Raw genomic sequence first — 18,836 nt, forward strand, 5'->3', positions numbered from 1 at the left:
GGCAGAGCAGTGCCGCGCGTTAGGCCCTCCCACCTGTGGGGAGGGGTTGGGAAGGGGCCTTCTCCTCGCAAAGTTGGGGAGGGATTTTCTCCTGGAATGCGGAGGCCCGCATGAAAGCCTTCGCCGACCTCCTCGACCGCCTGGTCCTGACCCCCAGCCGCAACGGCAAGCTCAAGCTGCTCACCGATTATTTCCGCGATACGCCCGACCCGGACCGCGGTTACGGCCTGGCCGCCATCGCCGGCACGCTCGAAGTGCGCGACGTCAAGCCTGCCATGCTGCGCGACCTCGTGCTGGAGCGCATGGACGAGGTGCTGTTTCATTATTCCTACGATTACGTCGGCGATCTCGCCGAAACCATCTCGCTCGTCTGGGACAATGAGCGGGATATAGACCGTTCCGCCCTTGCTCAGCCGCGTCTCGGCGAGGTCGTCACCCGCATGAACGGTCTCGGCCGCACCGAAGTGCGCGCCTATGTCCGCGATCTGCTCGACCGGCTGGATTCCTCCGGCCGTTTCGCCTTCATCAAGCTGACGACCGGCGCGTTGCGCATCGGCGTTTCCGCCCGTCTTGCCAAACAGGCGCTGGCCGATCTCGGCGGCAAGGACGTCACCGAGATCGAGACTCTCTGGCACGGCCTGCAGCCGCCTTACGAGACGCTGTTCCAATGGCTGGCGGGCGGCGGCGACAAACCGGCTCTGGCGACACCGGCGATCTTCCATTCCGTCATGCTCGCCAATGCCGTGGAGGAGGGAGACCTGGCAGGTCTCAAGCCGGCCGACTACGCCGCCGAGTGGAAATGGGACGGCATCCGCGTCCAGCTGTCGCGCTCCGGCGACAGGCGGAAGATCTATTCCCGCTCCGGCGACGACATTTCGGGCGCCTTTCCCGATATTCTTGAGGCGATCAATTTTTCCGGCGTCGTCGACGGTGAGCTGCTTGTCGGCGGCACCGCCCGTTCCAACAGCCCGACCCGCACCTTCTCCGACCTGCAGCAGCGCCTGAACCGCAAGACCGTGACGGCGAAGATGCTCGACGATTATCCCGCCTTCATCCGCGCCTATGACCTGCTCTTCGACGATGACGAGGATATTCGCGGGCGCACCTATGTCGAGCGCCGCGAGCGTCTCTCCGATATCATCGAGCGCGCGCCCCATGATCGGTTCGACCTCTCGCCGCTCGTGCCTTTCTCCTCGTGGGAGGAGCTCGATGCGCTGCGTGCGGCCCCGCCCGATCCGGTGATCGAGGGCGTGATGATCAAGCGGCGTGACAGCATCTACCAGGCAGGCCGCATGAAAGGCCCCTGGTTCAAGTGGAAGCGCAACCCCTACAATGTCGATGCGGTGCTAATGTATGCCCAGCGCGGCCACGGCAAGCGCTCCAGCTATTATTCCGATTTCACCTTCGGCGTCTGGGCCGATGACGAGGACGGCGAACAGCTGGTGCCGGTGGGAAAGGCCTATTTCGGTTTCACCGATGCCGAACTCGAACTGCTCGACAAGTTCGTGCGCAACAACACCACCGAGCGTTTCGGCCCGGTCCGCGCCGTGCGCGCCGACCGGGATTTCGGCTTCGTCGTCGAAGTCGCCTTCGAGGGCATCAACCGCTCGACACGCCACAAATCGGGGGTCGCCATGCGCTTCCCCCGCATCGCCCGCCTTCGCCCCGACAAACCTCCTTACGAGGCCGACCGGCTGCGCACGCTGATCGCCATGATCGATGCGAAGCCGGGCTGAGCTTTGCGCTCCTGTGCAACAATGACGCAGGGCAATATTTTCAACATCATGTGTATTGGCGGCATCGGTTTTCCGATGCAAATCTGGCGTGCCGGGGAAATGATTTGGGTGCCGCGTCATGAGCTCGCATGAACAAAATTCCTTTTTCCGCCAACGCCGCGCCGTGCTGGCGGGGCTTGCCGGCGCGCTCGTCCTGCCGCGCATGGCGACCGCCTTCGATGTCCCCGACGAGCCGCGCCTTGCCAAGCACGACTATGCCGCGGTCCGCCGCCGCTTCCGCACGAAGCTCCTGCAAAAGGGCCCGGCGCCGGATAAATACGAACCGCTGACCGCGCCTGCCGACGCCGAGAAGATATTCTACCGCTCCGGCTATGGCGGCGAGCTCGAACTGGTGGCATGGGTTTCCCGGTACAAACGCGAGCGCACTGCCAAGCCGGCCGTGCTCTTCCTGCATGGCGGCAATGCCATGGGCATCGGCCATTGGCAGCTGATGAAGCCCTACATGGATGCCGGCTATGTCGTGATGATGCCGTCGCTGCGCGGCGAAAACGGCCAGAGGGGCAATTTTTCCGGCTTCTACGATGAGGTCGACGATGTGCTTGCCGCAACCGAGCGCCTGGCGCATCTGCCGGGCGTCGATCCCGGCCGCCTGTTCATCGCCGGCCATAGCATCGGCGGCACGCTGACCATGCTGACGGCGATGAGCAGCCAAAAATTCCGCGCCGCCGCGCCGATTTCGGGCAATCCCAACGCCTTCCGTTTCTTCAGCCGCTATCCGCAGGACATCCGCTTCGACGACAGCGATGCGCATGAATTCGAGGTGCGTTCGGCGCTCTGTTACGCCCACAGCTTCAAATGCCCTATCCGGGTCGTCCACGGTACGGAAGAGTCGCATTTCAACGACCGCGCCGATCTGCTCGCCCGCCGCGCCCGCGCCGCCGGCGTCCATATCGAGACCGACACCGTCGCCGGCAACCACACCTCGGCGTTGCCAGCCGAGATCGAACAGAGCATCCGCTTCTTCCACGGGGTGGCGGCGTAAGCTCTGCCGCCGGCGGAACAGCCATAGTCGTGCATTGCGACGAACGCCAGCCTCGCACCAGCCGCGAATGCAATCGTCGCGCCAGATATCGCTGTCTCGCCGATCGTTGATTAGGGTGGTCCATGAATTTTCTGCGCCGGGTTTTGCCGATTGCCGGGCTTATGATTGCTGCGGCGCCGCTCAGTGGCTGCAACATCCTGATCCCCGATGTTGCTGCCGATTCGCCCGCCCGCTTCGTCCAGGAAACCTCGCCGGTCTTCTACCAGCCGCCGGGCGTCGATCCGCGCCGGGTGCGGCCGATTCCCGATCAGCCGGTGCCGCAGACGCGCGAGCTTTACAAGACCCAGTTCCATCAGACCTACGGCCTGCCGCTCACCAATCCCGTGCATATGGCGATGTATGGCGAGCAGCGCGTCGAGGATTTCACTCTGCCGGCGATCCCGGTCAGCCGCATCCAGCCGCAGTTCCTGCGCCAGGAAGTCGATTACCAGACGACCGAGCGCCCTGGCACCGTCGTCGTCGACACCAAGGCGCGTTTCCTCTATTTGGTCGAGGCTAACGGCAAGGCGATGCGCTACGGCGTCGGCCTCGGCCGCGACGGTTACGCCTGGTCGGGCCGCGGCGTCATTCAGTGGAAGCAGAAATGGCCGCGCTGGACGCCGCCGGTCGAAATGGTCTCGCGCCAGCCGGAAGTCCGCGCCTTTTCGGCGGAAAACGGCGGCATGAATCCCGGGCTTCAGAACCCGCTCGGCGCGCGCGCCATGTATATCTTCAAGGACGGCCAGGATACGCTCTATCGCATCCACGGCACGCCCGACTGGCAGTCGATCGGCAAGGCGACATCGTCGGGCTGCGTGCGCATGCTGAACCAGGATGTCGTCGATCTCTACGAGCGGCTTCCTGCCAAGGCCGAGATCGTTGTGATGTAGCGCTGCAACAGCGCTCTTCATATCGTCGGCTCCGGCCGGAACACGTCTGCGTGAAGCTATGGTTTATTTGGCGCAAGCCGATAGATTTCCTGGTGTCGTTATTCCAGGATTCCCGCATCAAAAGGAAATCAGTCCCGCGTCATGAGTTCCGATAGACATCTTTCCCGCCGCAGCTTTCTTTCCCTTTCGGCTCTGACGGCAGCCTCTGCGCTCACCGGCTGCGCCTCCTCCGTCAACACAGTGACATCGGGCGATACATCGATCATTTACCGCTCGCCCATGCGCCTGTTCCAGTCGCCTGGTGCCTCCAGCGTGCCGAGCGGGCCTGAGCTTGCCGTCATGTACGGCCCGATCGAGGACGGCGGCTTCCTCATTCCCGCCGTTCCCTATGAAGAGATCGATCCGCGCTATTATCGACAGCGTGTCCTCGACCCCACCGGCCAGCCGCCCGGCACCATCGTCGTCGATACGCCGTCGCGTTTCCTCTATCTCGTCCAGGCCGATGGAATGGCGATGCGCTACGGCGTCGGCATCGGCCGCGAGGGTTTCGCCTGGCAGGGATCGGGCGTCATCCAGTGGCGTCAGAAATGGCCGCGTTGGAAGCCGCCGAACGAGATGGTTGCCCGCCAGCCGGAACTGGTCAAATACTCGATCGAGAACGGCGGCATGGAGCCGGGCCTGAAGAACCCGCTCGGCGCCCGCGCCCTATATATCTTCTCGAACGGCGAGGACACGCTCTATCGCCTGCACGGCAATCCCGACTGGCGCTCGATCGGCAAGGCCGTCTCCTCGGGCTGCGTCAGGCTCTTGAACCAGGATATCATCGATCTCTACGACCGCGTTCCGACAAAGGCGCCGATCGTCGTCTGGCAGTGACGCCGCCGGGGCGGTCGCCAGTCGGCCGCCTCTGCTCACCGCTCGGAAAAGTTTTATTTTCGATTTAGCATTGCTTAATTCGGTAAAAGGCCTACATGGTGCCTATCGAATATGCTCGTGACCTTTGTCCATGCGCCAACGCGCTTCGTCAGATCTCCTCTCAGCATCGATATTTCCCGCGGATATTCTGCCACGGGTGCACTCAAACGGTTGAAAAGGAAATCGTTATGAATTCAGGCGTAGTCAAATGGTTCAATGGCACCAAAGGTTTCGGTTTCATTCAGCCTGATGACGGCTCCACGGACGTTTTCGTCCATATTTCGGCAGTCGAGCGCGCTGGCATGCGCGAACTCACCGAAGGCCAGAAGGTCCGCTACGACCTGGTCCGCGACAAGCGTTCCGGCAAGAGCGCGGCCGACAACCTTCAGGCCGCATGATTGTCATTCGCCTTGGTTGACCACAGATTGCGGCGCGCTGACCACGGATGTACTGGCAGCGCGCTGACCGTCAAAGGCAGCTTGGTGGCTGAATGACTGGAAGAGGTCGGGTTCAAGCCCGGCCTTTTGTTTTGAAGTTGAGCAGCCGAAGAGTTGAGGGACGCAGAATGAGCAGACCAAGCTACAAGGTCGGCGACATGATCGTGCTGAAGTCCGGCCTGACCCGCACGGCAAAGGCAGACAAGCGATGCCGGATCGCCAGCATCCTGCCCAACGATCACGGGCACGTGCAATATCGCGTTCAGTTCACCGGCGAGAATTTCGAGCGCCGCATCACCGATGACGATATCGACATCGGGGAATCGCCACGGGCGGCGTCACTTGAGGCGGCCGCCAAAGCCGATGATGCCGAGCCGTGGCTGAAATTTTCGGGAATCCGCATGGGCAAGTAGCCCGCCGTTTTTTATCATATGACAGCGGCCTCGCCGCCGACAGGAAGGATATTCGCTTGCAGGTACTCGTTAGGGATAACAATGTCGATCAGGCGTTGCGCGTGCTTAAGAAAAAGATGCAGCGTGAAGGGCTTTTTCGGGAAATGAAAGCGCGCAGCGCTTATGAGAAGCCGTCGGAGAAGCGTGCCCGCGAAAAGGGGGAGGCCGTCCGCCGCCAGCGCAAACTTGCCCGCAAGAAGCTGCAGCGCGAGGGCCTGCTGCCGGCGCCGAAGAAGGCTGTCCGCGCTCGCTGATCCGGCCGTGGCATGCCGGCCCTATGTCACGGGCCGGTCGCCACATCTCGGCCTTGTGGAAGTACGTCCCGGCCGTAAAATGATGTTGGCATCCGAAATGCAAGGATCAAACGCCGACACTACCCGAGAAAGGGGGCACATGACCGCCACCAAGGGAGAATTCTTCAACCCCGCCAAGCTTTCGTCTCGCGACAAGGCCGAAGCGACCGATCACACGGCCCGCGCCATCATTGCCGCCGAGGCATCGGCGCGTGACAAGAAGACGGAGAAGCTGAGGGCGCTTCGTCTGCAGCAGGCGGCCGAGGACGCGGATGCCGCACCTGCGCCTGCAAAAAAGCGCCGCTCGACGGCGAAGGCCGCCACTCGGCGGTCCTGATCCCGCCGCAGACGTCATACCGGCTTGGGGCAGGGGCTTTCAGCCGTCGCCGGCCCGGCCGAGATTGGCCCGCAGCCGATGCAGCATGTCGCGCATCTCGGCCATTTCCTCGATCGTGCAGCCGGCGGCTTTTCCGATCGCCGTCATGATCGTATCGACCTCTGACTTCATCGCTTCGCCTTTCGGCGTCAGCGACACGATCACCTGTCGCTCGTCGCGCAGATCGCGGATGCGCTTGATCAGCCCGCTCTGCTCCAGCCGTTTCAACAGCGGCGACAGCGTGCCGGAATCGAGGTCCAACTGCTCGCCGATCGTCTTCACCGGTAGTGCGCTGCGTTCCCACAGCACCAGCATTACCAGATATTGCGGATAGGTGAGGCCGACCCTGTCAAGGATCGGTTTATAGGCGCGGGTAAAAGCATGCGCCGTCGCGTAGACGGCGAAACATAGCTGCTTTTCCAGCCTCTTCTCTTCCTCAGGTATCTCCATCGTCTTTACCGTTTGCGCATTCATATCCGTCATCCCCGAGGCCGCGATTGTCCTCTTTCCATTCGTGAAATGCAATTTGCAAAATTAACTTGCGTACAATTTAATTGTGCGATAGTAAAACTCAACCCGATCGAAGGGCCAACCAAAGGAGATCGTCATGCCTATTCTCTATACGACCAAAGCCTCTGCCACCGGCGGCCGCGCCGGCCGCGCCGTTTCCGAGAACGGCGTTCTGGACGTGACACTGACCGTTCCCAAGGAACTCGGCGGTGACGGCGCGACCGGCACCAATCCCGAACAGCTCTTCGCTGCCGGCTACTCCGCCTGCTTCCTCGGTGCCTTGAAATTTGTTGCAGGCCAGCAGAAGGTCAAGATTCCGGAAGAGACGACCGTCTCCGCCAAGGTCGGCATCGGCCCGCGCGAAGACGGCACCGGCTTCGGCATCGAAGTAGCGCTGACGGTCGATATCCCCGGCCTCGACCGCGAAACCGCCGAAAAACTTGCTGCCGCGGCCCACATCGTCTGCCCCTACAGCCACGCCATGCGCACCTCGACCGAAGTTCCGGTCACCGTCGCCTGATCACGGCGATTCAGCGCCTTGGAATTGCCCCTCACCCTAACCCTCTCCCCGTTCTGACGGGGGGAGGGGACGTGCCCTGCGAAAGGTCGGCTTGGGACGGAGAGGTTGCGGCATATCCCTTCTCCCCGTCAAAATGGGGAGAAGGTGCCGGCAGGCGGATGAGGGGCAGGTTGCCCTAGTCGCCCGTCGCCCGTCCACTTTGACGCGGCCGGCGCGACGCCTCAGCCGGCTTCGGCGCTTCCACCGTCACCCCCGACAGCGCCTGCAGATCCTGCCGCAGCCGTAGAACGCCGCCGCCCGGCAATTCATCGTCAAGGGCCGCATGCGTGCTTTCCCAGATCGGCAGTGCTCTTGCCAGTACCGCCTTGCCTTCTGCGGTAAGGCTGAGCAGCCGGCCGCGCCTGTCCTTCGGGTTCGCCACCACTGCCACCCAGCCTCTGCGCTGTAAGGGCTTCAGCGCCGCCGTCAGCGTCGTCTGGTCCATGGCGAGCAGGGCGGCGACCGGTCCCATCGGCGGCGGTTCCGGCCGGTTCAGCGACATCATCAGGGAGAACTGCCCGTTGGTGAGGCCGGCCGGCCGCAGCGCATCGTCGAACAGCCGGGCAAGCGCGCGTGCCGCGCGCTGCACATGCAGACAGAGGCAGGTGTCGCGCACCATCAGCGTCGTCGAAAAGGGAATCTCGATCGAATTTGACATGCTCATTTTATATTGATATCAATGTAATTAGTCAAGGAGAGGGGGATGAGCCGGCTCGCCGGCAGCGCCGGAGGAGGGCGCATTTCATGCAGAACGAAGTTGTTTCCCGTGAGGAATGGCTGGAGGCCCGGCGTGCCCTGCTCTTGAAGGAAAAGGAGGCGACGAAGCTGCGCGACAGCATCAACGCCGAGCGCATGGCGCTGCCTTGGGTGAAGGTCGACAAGGACTATGTCTTCGAAACGCCCGAGGGAGAGAAATCGCTCGCCGATCTCTTCGATGGCCGCAGCCAGCTTCTGATCTATCATTTCATGCTCGGTCCCGACTGGCAGGCCGGCTGCCCCGGCTGCTCCTTCCTGTCGGATCACGTCGATGGCGCGCTGCCGCATCTCAACCATCACGACGTCACCTGGGTGGCCGTTTCGCGTGCTCCGCTCGACAAGATCGCCGCCTACAAAAGGCGCATGGGCTGGAAATTTCCCTGGGTCTCGTCCTTCGGCAGCGATTTCAATTTCGATTATCACGTCTCTTTCAGTCCGGAGGACCTTGCCAAAGACAAGGTCTTCTACAATTTAACCTCTATCGAGCCGGCTGAGGCGCATGACGAACTGCCGGGCCTTAGCGCCTTCTACCGCAACGACAAGGGCGAGGTCTTTCATACCTATTCCAGTTATGCCCGAGGTCCGGAGGAACTGATCGGCACCCTGATGATCCTCGACCGCGCGCCGAAGGGCCGCAACGAGGAAAGCACGATGAATTTCGTGCGCCGCCATGACGAATATGAGGATGCTCCGAAGACATCGTCCTGCTGTCACTGAGCAATCAAACATCTGGGATATCATCATTCGAAGGGAGGAGAGCATGATGAAGGCCGCCGAAGTGCTGAAAGAGCATTCCTTTTTGGAAAGACTTGTCGGCGACTGGAGCGTCACCGCACCCGAGATGTCCGATGGCAAGGAATGGACGGAGACCGTCCGTTCGCTGCACGGCATCTGGTTCGTCGCCGAAGGGACCGGCCACATGCCGAATGGCAAGCCGGCCACCACGATCCTGACGCTCGGCTACAACGCTGAAAAAGGCAGATATGTCGGCAGCTGGATCGGCAGCATGATGGACTATATGTGGGTCTATGAAGGCGAGGTCGACGCCTCCGGCAATGTTCTCGACCTCTATACCACTGGACCCGACTTCAGCGGCGATGGCCTTGCCGATTACCGCGAGCAGATCACCTTCATCGACGACAATCACCGCACTTTCACCTCCAGCGCCAAGCAGGAGGACGGCTCGTGGAAGCAGTTCATGGAAGCGCATTACATCCGCAAAATCTGACAATCACGACGCCCCAAGCGAAAAGGCGGCGTCAGAAGAGGGAGAGCATGATGTCCAAGACGCATGGAAAGTTCATTTGGTGTGAGCTGATGACATCAGACACCTCAGCCGCCGCAAAATTCTACAGCTCCGTCGTCGGCTGGACCACCTCCGAAATGAAGGTGGAAGGCATGCCGACCTATACGGTCTTCGAAGCGAACGGCATCGGGGTTGCCGGTCTGATGGAGTTTCCGGCCGAGCTCGAAGGCCAAGGCATCCCGCCGAACTGGACGGGCTATGTCGGCGTCGACGATGTCGATCAGACGGCGAGAGATTTCGCCGCCAATGGCGGCGCAGTCCGCCGGCCGCCCCAGGACATCCCGACCGTCGGCCGCTTCGCTGTCGTCGCCGATCCGCATGGCGCCGTCATTTGCATCATGACGCCGGCGCCGATGGAGCAGACCTGGCCGGAACTCGCCCCCGACGCGCCCGGCAACATCGGCTGGCACGAACTCTATGCCGGCAACGGCAGGGAAGCTGTTTCCTTCTATTCCAAGCTGTTCGGCTGGACGAAGGATAGCGAGATGGATATGGGGCCGATGGGCGTCTATTACCTCTTCTCCCATGACGGCCGGCAGATCGGCGGCATGATGACCAAGCCCGACAGCGTGCCCATGCCCTGCTGGAGCTACTATTTCATCGTCCCCGCCATCGACGCGGCGATCGAACGCGTCACATCGGGCGGCGGCAAGGTCGTCAACGGCCCGATGGAAGTCCCGGGCGGCAGCTGGATCATCCAGGCCACCGATCCCCAGGGCGCCTTCTTCTGCCTGGTGGCGCCGAAGCGGTAGAGTTTTGGCTTTGGCGGCGTGCCGGGAGGCCCCCTCATCCGGCTGCCGCCACCTTCTCCCCGAGGGGAGAAGAGACTTGTGGCGACGTCTCGATGCCCCTTCTCCCCAGCGGGGAGAAGGTGGCCCGAAGGGTCGGATGAGGGGGCCTCCCGGCACCGCCATCACCGATCATCCCTCGATCCCACAGAAGCAAAAAACCCCTCCGGGCTCTCCACCTCCACTAGCCGCTTTTTCTCGATCTGCCAGAAGCGGTTTCCCACCGCCCGCACGAAACTGCGGTCGTGCGAGACCAGCAGGCAACTCGCCTCCTGCGCCATCAACTCGCTTTCCAGCGCCTCCTGGCCTTCAATGTCCAGATGGTTGGTGGGCTCGTCGAGCAGGTAGAAGTTCGGCTCCGTCAGCCTGAGCACCAGCATGCCGAGCCGTGCCTTCTGGCCGCCAGAAAGCTGGCCGATCGGTTTTGCCTGCATATCGATCGTCATGCCGGCCCCGGCGAGCAACGCCCGCGCCCGCTGGTCGCCGACATCGAAGCGGCGGATGATCATGCCGATCGGCGTATCCTTATCGGCAAGATCGGCAAGCGCCTGGTCGCCATAGCCGAGAACCAGTGATGGCGTCGCCTTGATCCCATCCTGCCCGGCCTCCGGTCTCTCGACCGCCTGTTTCAGCATCGACACCAGCCGTGACTTGCCGGCGCCGTTGAGCCCGAGCAACACGATGCGGTCGCCTTGGCAGATGAACTGACGACCGGTCTTGAACAGCAGCGTCCCGTCCGGCGTCGTCACCGCCGCGTCTTCCAGTGTCACCAGCACCTTGGCATGAGTGCCGCGGTTGGCAAGCCGGATGGCGCCGGCCGAACGTTCGAGATGCGCCGGTCTTGCCGCATCCTCCAGCTTCTCCGCCCGCTGCTTCAGCTGCTTCGACTTGACGACGAGCAGGTCGCTGCCGGAATTGATGCCGATATTGGTGAGCTTGGCGGCCTGCTTGCGCAATTGTTCCGCCGCCTTCATGTCGCGCTCGTACCGCCGTGCCTCGGAGGCGTCGATCTCGTCGAGGGCCGCGCGTGCCCCGCTATAGGGGAGCGCAAAGACCGGCGATTGCTCCGGCCGCAGGAACAATGTCCGGTTGGTCGTCGCATCGAGAAAGGCGCGGTCATGGCTGGAGAGAATGACCGGCACCTCGCGCGGCAGCGCATTCAGCCAGCTTTCCAGCTGCGCGATCCTTTCGAGATCGAGATGGTTGGTCGGTTCGTCGAGCAGAAGCACGTCGGGCTCGCCGACCCAGCTGCGGGCAATCATCGCCAGCCGCTGCCAGCCGCCGCTCAAATGCTTCAGCGGCCGGCCGCGCATGACCTCCGGCACCTCGAGCGATTCCAGCACGAGGTCGACGCGCCAGCTCTCGCTTTCGGCCTCATCGGCCGGCAGCGCCTGCAGCACTGCATCACAGAACGGCGTGTCGAAAAGGGCGGCCGGCACATTCTGCGCGACATGGCCGATCGTCAGCCCGCGAGCTTTGGTGATCTCGCCCTCGCTCGGCTCCAGCGCGCTGGTGATGCAGGCAAGCAGGGTGGATTTCCCGCGTCCGTTGGCGGCGACGAGGCCAATGCGGTCGCCTGAATTGACGACGAGATTGAGGTTGGAAAACAGCGGCTTGCTCAGCGTCACGCCGAGATTGCGCATATTGATGAGGGTCATGTTCGTTCTCTGGTCCTGACCGGGAGCAGACGCAATCGGTGGCATCAGGCCATCACGGATTGCGTCTTTCGCGCCCGGGATAAAGGGAATGCGCGCAGTCATCTGACGGCGGCGCATCGGCCACGAAGGGCAGACCAGGAAGAGATGTAAAAGCGTCTCTGGTCAGCCCTGCAAACGCATTTGCAGGGCGTCGACGGGACCACGCTGGCGATGATGCCGGAAATAATACTGCATAGCGTGATCCTCCTTTCTCGAAAGGGTTGCAGGATGGAAATACCATTGCGCGAAAAAAGAGGCAAGGGCGGCATAATCAGCCGCCGCTGAGTGCAGAGGTGGCTCGGTGTCCAGTACTCAAGAGAGCCCCCTCGGGCTTCGCACCTCAGCATGAGAGAGATTGGAGGATGCCGCGCTCTCATAAGCGGTGGGGAATGGAGCGGTGCCGGCGGAGGGCGCTGCGATTAGCTCGAAATCACCCATCCGCATCGCGCGGCAGTTCCAGCCGCCGCGTTATGCCGATGTTTTCGAGAAACATCTCGTCATGGCTGACGACGATGAGCGCCCCGTCATAGGCGATGAGACCCGCCTCGACCGCTGATATCGAGTCGATGTCGAGATGGTTGGTCGGCTCGTCAAGGATCAGCAGCGGCGGTGGTGCGACGCCGAGTGTGCAGGCAAGTCCGGCGCGCAGCAATTGGCCGCCGCTGAGGCGCGAAACCGTCTGCAGCGCCGCATCGGCCCTGAACATGAAGCGGGCAAGCGCGGCCCGACAGGTGTTTTCATCGGCGTGCGGGTTGATCCGGCGGAAATTGTCGCGGATCGAGGCTGACGGATCGAGAAGGCTCACCTTCTGATCGAGCATGGCGAAACCGGTCATTACCGAGACGGTGCCGGCCCGGGGCTTGAGCTCGCCGGTGATGAGCGCGAGTAGCGTCGTCTTGCCCGAGCCGTTCGGCCCGGTGACGGCGATGCGTTCCGGTCCCGTCACGTCGAAGGAGAGATCGTCGATGACGGGTTGATCAGGCTGATAGCCTGCCGTCACGCCGTCGATCTTCAGCACGATCCTGCTAGCCGGCAGCCCCGTCGCCGGCAGGCTCACCGACAATGGCTGCAGGATCTCGATCTTCTCGCGCGCCGCCTTTGCCTCTTCGAGCGCCCGGGTGCGCCGTCTTTCGGCAAGACGCGCATTGTCGCCGCCGGTGGTTTCGCTTCGCTCCTTCATGCCGCCGAGCATGATGCGTGGGATGCCACCCTTGGCGGCCATCTTCCGCCCGGCGCTGTCCCTGTGTGCCTGACGCTCCAGGTTCGCCTGCGCCTTCCTGGCGACCTCCGCCATGCGCCTTTCGGCATCGGCAAGATCATGCGCTGCGGCGGCAAGCTCGAGGGCCTTGCGCTCGCGGTAATGGCTCCAGTTGCCGCCGTAGCGCGTCGCGCCAAGCGACGTCAGTTCGACGATCTGGTCGACGCTTTCGAGCAGTTCCCGGTCATGGCTGACGACGACGGCGCCGGCCCGCCAGCCTGAAATCAATGCGATCACCGCCGCGCGGCCGTAGCGATCGAGATTGTTGGTGGGTTCGTCGAGCAGGAGGAAATCCGGCTCGCTGAAGATGAGCGCAGCAAGCGCCGCACGTGTACGCTGCCCGCCGGAGAGTGCGGCAAGCTGCGTCTCCGGCTCCGCGTCGAGTCCCGTTCGGTTGAGCGCAGTTGCGATGCGTGCCTCCAGCGACCAGTCCGCCGAGGCAAGCTCGTCGGCCGTTGCCGCGCCGGCTTCGGCACGACGCAGAAGTGCGAGCGCCGCGGCCACGCCGAAGAGATCGGCGATGGTTTCGTCGGCCGCAACCTGAACGCTCTGGCGCAGCATGCCGAGGCTGCCGCTGATCGATATCGATCCCGAATGCGGCCGGATCTGACCGGAGATGAGCTTCAGCAGCGTCGTCTTGCCGACGCCGTTGCGTCCGACAAGACCGCTGCGGTCCCTACCGAAACTGAGATCGAGATCGGAAAAAAGCGGCCGCCCGTCAGGCGTGGCCCAGGAAATTTGCGAGAGAGTGATGGATGCAGGCATCGATATGGATTTCCCGGTTGGCAAGGCGAACTGGCATTGCGATCGGGTTGAAATCCATTGCTGCACACATCCTGTTGAAATGGTCGATGGCGGGAAATTTAGGGGAGGAAGGCGTTGGGTTCAAGGCAAAGTGGCGATTCTGCATTCTTTCAAGCAGACCTGATGACTGCCCCTCACCCTAACCCTCTCCCCGTAAACGGGGCGAGGGGACGTGCCACGCGAGAGCTTCGTGAGGGTCGGAGAGGTCGCGGCCTGGTCCCTTCGCCCCGCGAGCGGGGAGAAGGTGCCGGCAGGCGGATGAGGGGCTCAAGCGCGCTGCCGCGGCAAATGCCTACCGCTTCAAGCTCCCCAGGATCCCGCGCACCAGCGCCCGGCCGACCTGGGTGGCGACCGTTCGGGCGACGCTCTTCATCGCCGCTTCCACCACCGTTTCCCGTTGGTAGCCAGATCGACCGCGCGATTGGCCGCGGCCCTGGCGGTTGTCGTCATCGCCGCCGAAGCCCGGCAGGTTCCAGCCGGAGGTCGTGCCCGGCTGTTCGTCCGCTTCTTCCTGCGCCCGCTTGGCGGCCTCTGCTTCCGCCGCCTTTTTTGCCCGCGCCGCCAGCATTTCGAAGGCGGATTCGCGGTCGACGTCTTCGTCATAGACGCCGAGGACGGGACTCCTGTCCATCACCTGCTGGCGCTCGCCATCGGTCAGCGGGCCGACGCGGCCCGATGGCGGGCGGATCAGCGTGCGCTCGACGATTGATGGTGCGCCCTTGGCCTCCAGTGTCGAGACCAGCGCCTCGCCGGTGCCGAGATTGGTGATGACGGTGGCGCAGTCGAAGGCCGGGTTCGGGCGGAACGTATCGGCGGCCGTCTTCACCGCCTTCTGTTCGCGCGGCGAATAGGCGCGCAGCGCATGCTGAGCGCGGTTGCCGAGCTGGGCGAGCACCGTTTCCGGTACGTCGAGCGGGTTCTGCGTGACGAAATAGACGCCGACGCCCTTGGAGCGGATCAGCCGCACCACCTGCTCGACGCGTTCGATCAGAACCTTCGGCGCGTCGTTGAAGAGCAGATGAGCCTCGTCGAAGAAGAAGACGAGCTTCGGCTTGTCGGGGTCGCCGACTTCCGGCAGTTCCTCGAACAGCTCGGACAGCAGCCACAGCAGGAAGGTGGCATAGAGCCGCGGGTTCATCATCAGCTTGTCGGCGGCAAGCACCGAGATTTGACCGTAACCATTGGTGTGGGTGCGCATGATGTCGGAGATCTTCAGCGCCGGTTCACCGAAGAAGTGCTCGGCGCCTTGCTGTTCGAGCACGAGCAGCGCCCGCTGGATCGAACCGACCGAGGCCTTGGAGATCAGGCCGAACTGGCTGGAAAGCTCGGTGGCATTCTCGCCCATATAGTTCAAAAGCGAGGTGAAATCCTTGAGATCGAGCAGCGGCAGGCCGGCCTCATCGGCAATCTTGAAGGCGATGTTGATAACGCCTTCCTGCGGCTCGGAAGCGTCCATCAGCCGGGCGAGCAGCAGCGGCCCCATCTCGGCGACGGTGGTGCGCACTCGGTGGCCCTTCTGCCCGAACAGATCCCAGAAGATCACCGGAAACTGGTCGAATTCGTAATCGGTGAAACCGATCTGCTCGGCGCGCTTGGTGAGAAAATCCTTGGGCTCGCCTTTGGCGGCGATGCCGGAAAGATCGCCCTTGATATCGGCCGCAAAGACCGGAACGCCGGCCCGCGAAAAACCTTCGGCCAGCACCTGCAGCGTCACTGTCTTGCCGGTGCCGGTGGCGCCGGTGACGAGACCGTGGCGGTTTCCGAACTTCAGGTCGAGATATTCCGGCTTGTTGATGCTGTCGTCGGGATTGCGGCTCGCGCCGATGAAAATCTTGCCGTCTTCGATCATCGCAATCTCCCTTCGGCCTGCCGCCGTTTGTTGAGAAGGTCTGGCTTCCGCCGCCTTCATCGAACCATTGTTTCCCTGTTATAAGCAGGCAGGCGAATGCGGACAACTGTTTGCATCGAAAGCGAAACCGCTGGCTTGAGTTGCATTCGAATCTCGATTAACGTTGACGTTAACGTCAAAAATATGAGGAGGCTGACGATGAATGGAATTGTGACTGAAATCGCCGATCGGGTGGGCATTTCCCCGGAGCAGGCGGAGAAGGCGCTCGGCATGATGCTCGGCTTCCTGCAGCGCGAGGCCGCCGACGGCCCGGTTGCCCGGATGATCGAGGCCATCCCCGGCGGCGCGGATCTCGTCGCCCAGTTCAATGGCGCGGGTGCCGGCGGCGGCGGTCTGCTCGGCGGGCTGATGAGCTCGCTCGGCGGCGGCGGCATCATGGGGCTCGGCCAGCAGCTTATGGGCGAGGGCCTCGGCATGGGCGAGATCACCTCGCTCGCCAAGGAGACCATTGCGATCGCCAAGCAATATGCCGGCGAAGAGGTCGTCGACGAAGTCGTCGCCTCCGTCCCCGGCCTCAGCCAGTTCGTCTGAACGACGACAGAACGGCAAGGGCCCCGCGGCGCCGCTGCGGGGCTTAATTTTGTCGCTCCCCGAAGCTCTCAAGATGGACGAACTGCATGACCGTCTGGGCGCCCGCCGCAGCAGATCAGGGTGAAGGTGATCGGCCTTGCCTGGCGAGAGAACCGCTTGCTCGCCGCGGAAGTGGAAGATGACAGCGGCCGCATCAAAGGTGTCCGGCCGCTCGGCGGCTCGATCGAATTCGGCGAGACGCGCGAACAGGCCCTGCACCGCGAAATCCGGGAGGAGCTCGGCACGGAAATCCGCATCGTCGGCCCCTGGCATGTTCTCGAAAATATCTTCGAACACCATGGTTCGATCGGCCATGAATTCATCTTCGCCGCCGATGTCGAACTGGCCGATCAAGCCCTCTACGAGCGCGACGAGATCCGCTATTGCGAACTGGACGAAACGGCGGCGACGGCGCGCTGGTTCAGTCGCGACATGCTGCGTGACGCCGGCCTCGATCTCTTTCCCACGGGCCTCGAGACGCTGCTGTCGCGCTGGCGTGATTGAGCCCCAAGGACGTTTTGAATCTGCTCGCCAAACTTTGATCGCCCGTACTCGCTCCAGAGGGAACAAGGGAGTAGAATTGCTGTTTCTGCCGCATCGTTGACATCAGAAGGAACAGCATCATGCGCAGGTTCATTGCAGCAACGTCGATCGCTCTCCTCAGCCTTTCCGGTCCGGTTCTTGCCCAATCGAACATGGGCATGGATGCCAGCGGCCGCTTCGATGGCACGCCGCCGCTCGGCACGGCGCCGGGCGCGGAGCCGCAAGCCGGGCTGGTCATCCCGCTCGACTCGATCGAAACAGGCAGCGTCGACAACGGCGTTCCGAGCGGCCGCGTCGACTGGGCGCGCTGCCCGCCGCGCAAGGCCCGTGGCGCGCTTGCCACGCAGGGCGGCAACAGCGGCGCCTCCGTCAGCCCGGCGTGCCGCGAAGGTCAATGATCCAGGCACGCCCTATTTGCCGTTCTGGCTGTCGCGGTGCAGGATGACCCCGAGTTCGTGCCATTTGCGTCCGTCGCGCTCGATGAGCTCGTCGGCGCAGGTGGGACCCATGCTGCCCGGCGCGTAAGCTTCGGGCGTGCTCGGATCCTTGCTCCAGATGTCAAGGAAGGGCTGCACCGCCGCCCAGCCGGCCTCGATGCCGTCGGCGCGCTGAAACAGCGTCTGGTCGCCGATGAAGAGGTCGTAGAGCAGCGATTCATATCCGGTCGTCTTGCCGATATCGAACTTGTCGGCATAGCGGAAATCGAGCGACACGGGCGTCGTATCGACCGAAAGCCCCGGCGACTTGATTGAGATTTCCATGCTCAAACCCTCGTCCGGCTGTACCTGGATCACCAGCCGGTTCGGCGGCAGGCGGCGATTGACCTCGGTCTCGCGAAACTGCGCGAAGGGCACCGGCTGGAAGGTGATGACGATCTCGGTGTCGCGCGCCGTCAGTGCCTTGCCGGTTCGCAAATAGAAAGGGACGCCGGCCCAGCGCCAGGTATCGGCATAAAGCTTCAGCGCCACATAGGTCTCGGTCCGGCTGTTGGGGGAAACATCCTTGCTGTCGCGATAGGCGGGAAGATCGACGCCGTTCAACGGGCCGGCCGCATAGGCGCCGCGCACGCCATGCGTCTTTGCCTCCTCTGGCGTATAGATGCGCAGTGCCTTCAGCACCTTGCTCTTCTCGTTGCGGATCGCCTCTGCATCGAAGCTGTTCGGCGGTTCCATGGCAATCATCGCCAAGAGCTGGAAGAGATGGTTCGGCACCATGTCGCGCAGCGCCCCCGTGGCATCGTAGAATTTGCCGCGGCCGCCGACATCAACGACCTCGGCGGCAGTGATCTGCACGTGGTCGATATAGCGGCTGTTCCACAGCGACTCGATGATCATGTTGGCGAAACGCGCCGTCATCAGGTTCTGCACCGTCTCCTTGCCGAGGAAATGATCGAGCCGGTAGACTTGGCTTTCGCCGATCTGGGTGAGGATTTGCGCATTGAGCGCCCGCGCAGAGGCGAGATCGGTGCCGAACGGCTTCTCGATCGCGACGCGGCGGAAGACGCCCTCGCTTTCATCGGTGAGCCCATGGGCGGCAAGCTTCTCAACGATGGTGCCGAAGAAGGATGGCGGCACCGCGAGATAGAAGGCGGCATTGGCGTTCGGCCCCAACCGCTTGCCGATTTCGATAAAGATGTCATCCTTGGTAAAATCGCCCGACATATAGGAAATGCGCCGGCGCAGGCTCTCCCAGGCTTGGTCCTTGACCGTCTGCTCGTCTCCGTTCAGATGATTGAGGAAGGCATCGAGCCGCCCGCGCAGGAATTCGTCGTCGCCCGCTTCGATGCCGATGCCGAGAATGCTGAGGTCCTCACCAACGAGGCCCTGGCGCGTCAGGTTGATGATCGCCGGCACCAGGAGGCGGCGCGTCAGGTCGCCGGTGGCGCCGAAGATGACGAGGGTGACCGGCGGGGTAGGGGCAGCGTGCATATGTGTCATCTCCGAGATTGTGCGGCCG

General features: G+C 62.8%; 21 protein-coding genes and 1 pseudogene. 16 read left to right on the plus strand and 6 right to left on the minus strand.

Annotated features, from left to right (window positions below):
• Positions 1-110: 110 nt before the first annotated feature.
• The 8 genes from AC13QO_RS15890 to AC13QO_RS15925 all read left to right on the plus strand — a co-directional run bounded on the left by AC13QO_RS15890 (position 111) and on the right by AC13QO_RS15925 (position 6,141).
• Positions 111-1,736 (plus strand): cisplatin damage response ATP-dependent DNA ligase, encoded by a 1,626-nt coding sequence (locus tag AC13QO_RS15890; protein WP_488541188.1) that lies wholly within the window; start codon positions 111-113, stop codon positions 1,734-1,736.
• A gap of 118 nt (positions 1,737-1,854) precedes the next feature.
• Entirely contained in the window at positions 1,855-2,778 is a 924-nt protein-coding gene (locus tag AC13QO_RS15895; RefSeq protein WP_285193008.1) for an alpha/beta hydrolase family protein, read from the plus strand.
• Positions 2,779-2,900: 122 nt separating this feature from the next.
• Positions 2,901-3,707 carry a L,D-transpeptidase gene (locus AC13QO_RS15900; RefSeq protein WP_285193009.1) on the plus strand — a complete coding sequence of 269 codons (807 nt, stop codon included), beginning with the start codon at positions 2,901-2,903 and terminating at the stop codon, positions 3,705-3,707.
• A gap of 141 nt (positions 3,708-3,848) precedes the next feature.
• Complete coding sequence (locus tag AC13QO_RS15905) at positions 3,849-4,583, plus strand: L,D-transpeptidase family protein (RefSeq protein ID WP_085777398.1); 735 nt, start codon at positions 3,849-3,851, stop codon at positions 4,581-4,583.
• A 227-nt stretch (positions 4,584-4,810) separates the two neighbouring features.
• Positions 4,811-5,020: a cold-shock protein gene (locus tag AC13QO_RS15910; protein WP_085777399.1), complete on the plus strand. Its 210-nt coding sequence runs from the start codon at positions 4,811-4,813 to the stop codon at positions 5,018-5,020.
• A gap of 167 nt (positions 5,021-5,187) precedes the next feature.
• The gene (locus AC13QO_RS15915) at positions 5,188-5,472 is read left to right on the plus strand and encodes a cold-shock protein (RefSeq protein ID WP_085777400.1); all 285 of its coding nucleotides are present in this window, start codon (positions 5,188-5,190) and stop codon (positions 5,470-5,472) included.
• Positions 5,473-5,528: 56 nt separating this feature from the next.
• Complete coding sequence (gene rpsU / locus AC13QO_RS15920; protein WP_011424510.1) at positions 5,529-5,765, plus strand: 30S ribosomal protein S21; 237 nt, start codon at positions 5,529-5,531, stop codon at positions 5,763-5,765.
• Positions 5,766-5,904: 139 nt separating this feature from the next.
• A complete protein-coding gene (locus AC13QO_RS15925) occupies positions 5,905-6,141 on the plus strand; it encodes a hypothetical protein (RefSeq protein ID WP_285193011.1) in 237 nt (78 codons plus the stop codon).
• A gap of 39 nt (positions 6,142-6,180) precedes the next feature.
• On the opposite strand, the gene AC13QO_RS15930 is transcribed toward AC13QO_RS15925, so the two are convergent.
• On the minus strand, positions 6,181-6,663 hold the full coding sequence (locus AC13QO_RS15930) for a MarR family winged helix-turn-helix transcriptional regulator (protein WP_285193012.1): 483 nt from the start codon (positions 6,661-6,663) through the stop codon (positions 6,181-6,183).
• A 124-nt stretch (positions 6,664-6,787) separates the two neighbouring features.
• On the opposite strand from AC13QO_RS15930, the gene AC13QO_RS15935 reads away from it, so the two are divergent.
• Positions 6,788-7,210, plus strand: a complete 423-nt coding sequence (locus AC13QO_RS15935) for an organic hydroperoxide resistance protein (RefSeq protein WP_064837534.1) — start codon at positions 6,788-6,790, stop codon at positions 7,208-7,210.
• A gap of 175 nt (positions 7,211-7,385) precedes the next feature.
• Here the strand turns inward: AC13QO_RS15935 and AC13QO_RS15940 are convergent, their stop codons facing one another.
• A complete protein-coding gene (locus AC13QO_RS15940) occupies positions 7,386-7,907 on the minus strand; it encodes a MarR family winged helix-turn-helix transcriptional regulator (protein WP_285193013.1) in 522 nt (173 codons plus the stop codon).
• Between the two features lie 86 nt (positions 7,908-7,993).
• Here AC13QO_RS15940 and AC13QO_RS15945 point away from each other — a divergent pair, with 86 nt between their 5' ends.
• Genes AC13QO_RS15945 through AC13QO_RS15955 form a run of 3 tightly spaced genes read left to right on the plus strand, consistent with a single transcriptional unit; the run spans position 7,994 to position 10,063 of the window.
• Positions 7,994-8,722: a DUF899 domain-containing protein gene (locus tag AC13QO_RS15945; RefSeq protein WP_488541189.1), complete on the plus strand. Its 729-nt coding sequence runs from the start codon at positions 7,994-7,996 to the stop codon at positions 8,720-8,722.
• A gap of 43 nt (positions 8,723-8,765) precedes the next feature.
• Complete coding sequence (locus AC13QO_RS15950; RefSeq protein WP_488541190.1) at positions 8,766-9,233, plus strand: DUF1579 domain-containing protein; 468 nt, start codon at positions 8,766-8,768, stop codon at positions 9,231-9,233.
• 50 nt (positions 9,234-9,283) lie between these two features.
• Positions 9,284-10,063, plus strand: a complete 780-nt coding sequence (locus AC13QO_RS15955; RefSeq protein ID WP_488541191.1) for a VOC family protein — start codon at positions 9,284-9,286, stop codon at positions 10,061-10,063.
• 161 nt (positions 10,064-10,224) lie between these two features.
• Here AC13QO_RS15955 and AC13QO_RS15960 read toward each other — a convergent pair whose 3' ends face one another.
• Together AC13QO_RS15960 and AC13QO_RS15965 are read right to left on the minus strand one after the other, a co-directional pair.
• Positions 10,225-11,757: an ABC-F family ATP-binding cassette domain-containing protein gene (locus AC13QO_RS15960; RefSeq protein WP_488541192.1), complete on the minus strand. Its 1,533-nt coding sequence runs from the start codon at positions 11,755-11,757 to the stop codon at positions 10,225-10,227.
• Positions 11,758-12,226: 469 nt separating this feature from the next.
• Positions 12,227-13,819 (minus strand): ABC-F family ATP-binding cassette domain-containing protein, encoded by a 1,593-nt coding sequence (locus AC13QO_RS15965; protein ID WP_488541193.1) that lies wholly within the window; start codon positions 13,817-13,819, stop codon positions 12,227-12,229.
• On the opposite strand from AC13QO_RS15965, the gene AC13QO_RS15970 reads away from it, so the two are divergent.
• On the plus strand, positions 13,806-13,982 hold the full coding sequence (locus tag AC13QO_RS15970) for a hypothetical protein (protein ID WP_488541194.1): 177 nt from the start codon (positions 13,806-13,808) through the stop codon (positions 13,980-13,982). The genes AC13QO_RS15965 and AC13QO_RS15970 overlap by 14 nt on opposite strands.
• A 168-nt stretch (positions 13,983-14,150) precedes the next feature.
• Here AC13QO_RS15970 and AC13QO_RS15975 read toward each other — a convergent pair whose 3' ends face one another.
• Positions 14,151-15,707, minus strand: a complete 1,557-nt coding sequence (locus AC13QO_RS15975) for a helicase HerA-like C-terminal domain-containing protein (protein ID WP_488541195.1) — start codon at positions 15,705-15,707, stop codon at positions 14,151-14,153.
• Between the two features lie 198 nt (positions 15,708-15,905).
• Between AC13QO_RS15975 and AC13QO_RS15980 the strand changes: the two genes are divergently transcribed.
• The 3 genes and pseudogenes from AC13QO_RS15980 to AC13QO_RS15990 all read left to right on the plus strand — a co-directional run bounded on the left by AC13QO_RS15980 (position 15,906) and on the right by AC13QO_RS15990 (position 17,278).
• A complete protein-coding gene (locus AC13QO_RS15980; protein ID WP_085780007.1) occupies positions 15,906-16,298 on the plus strand; it encodes a hypothetical protein in 393 nt (130 codons plus the stop codon).
• 86 nt (positions 16,299-16,384) lie between these two features.
• Positions 16,385-16,841: pseudogene (locus tag AC13QO_RS15985) on the plus strand (NUDIX hydrolase).
• Between the two features lie 119 nt (positions 16,842-16,960).
• Entirely contained in the window at positions 16,961-17,278 is a 318-nt protein-coding gene (locus AC13QO_RS15990) for a hypothetical protein (protein ID WP_085777413.1), read from the plus strand.
• 12 nt (positions 17,279-17,290) lie between these two features.
• Here the strand turns inward: AC13QO_RS15990 and zwf are convergent, their stop codons facing one another.
• Positions 17,291-18,808, minus strand: a complete 1,518-nt coding sequence (gene zwf, locus AC13QO_RS15995; RefSeq protein WP_285193020.1) for a glucose-6-phosphate dehydrogenase — start codon at positions 18,806-18,808, stop codon at positions 17,291-17,293.
• Between the last annotated feature and the right edge of the window lie 28 nt (positions 18,809-18,836).

This window comes from Rhizobium sp. CNPSo 3670 (assembly GCF_057784555.1).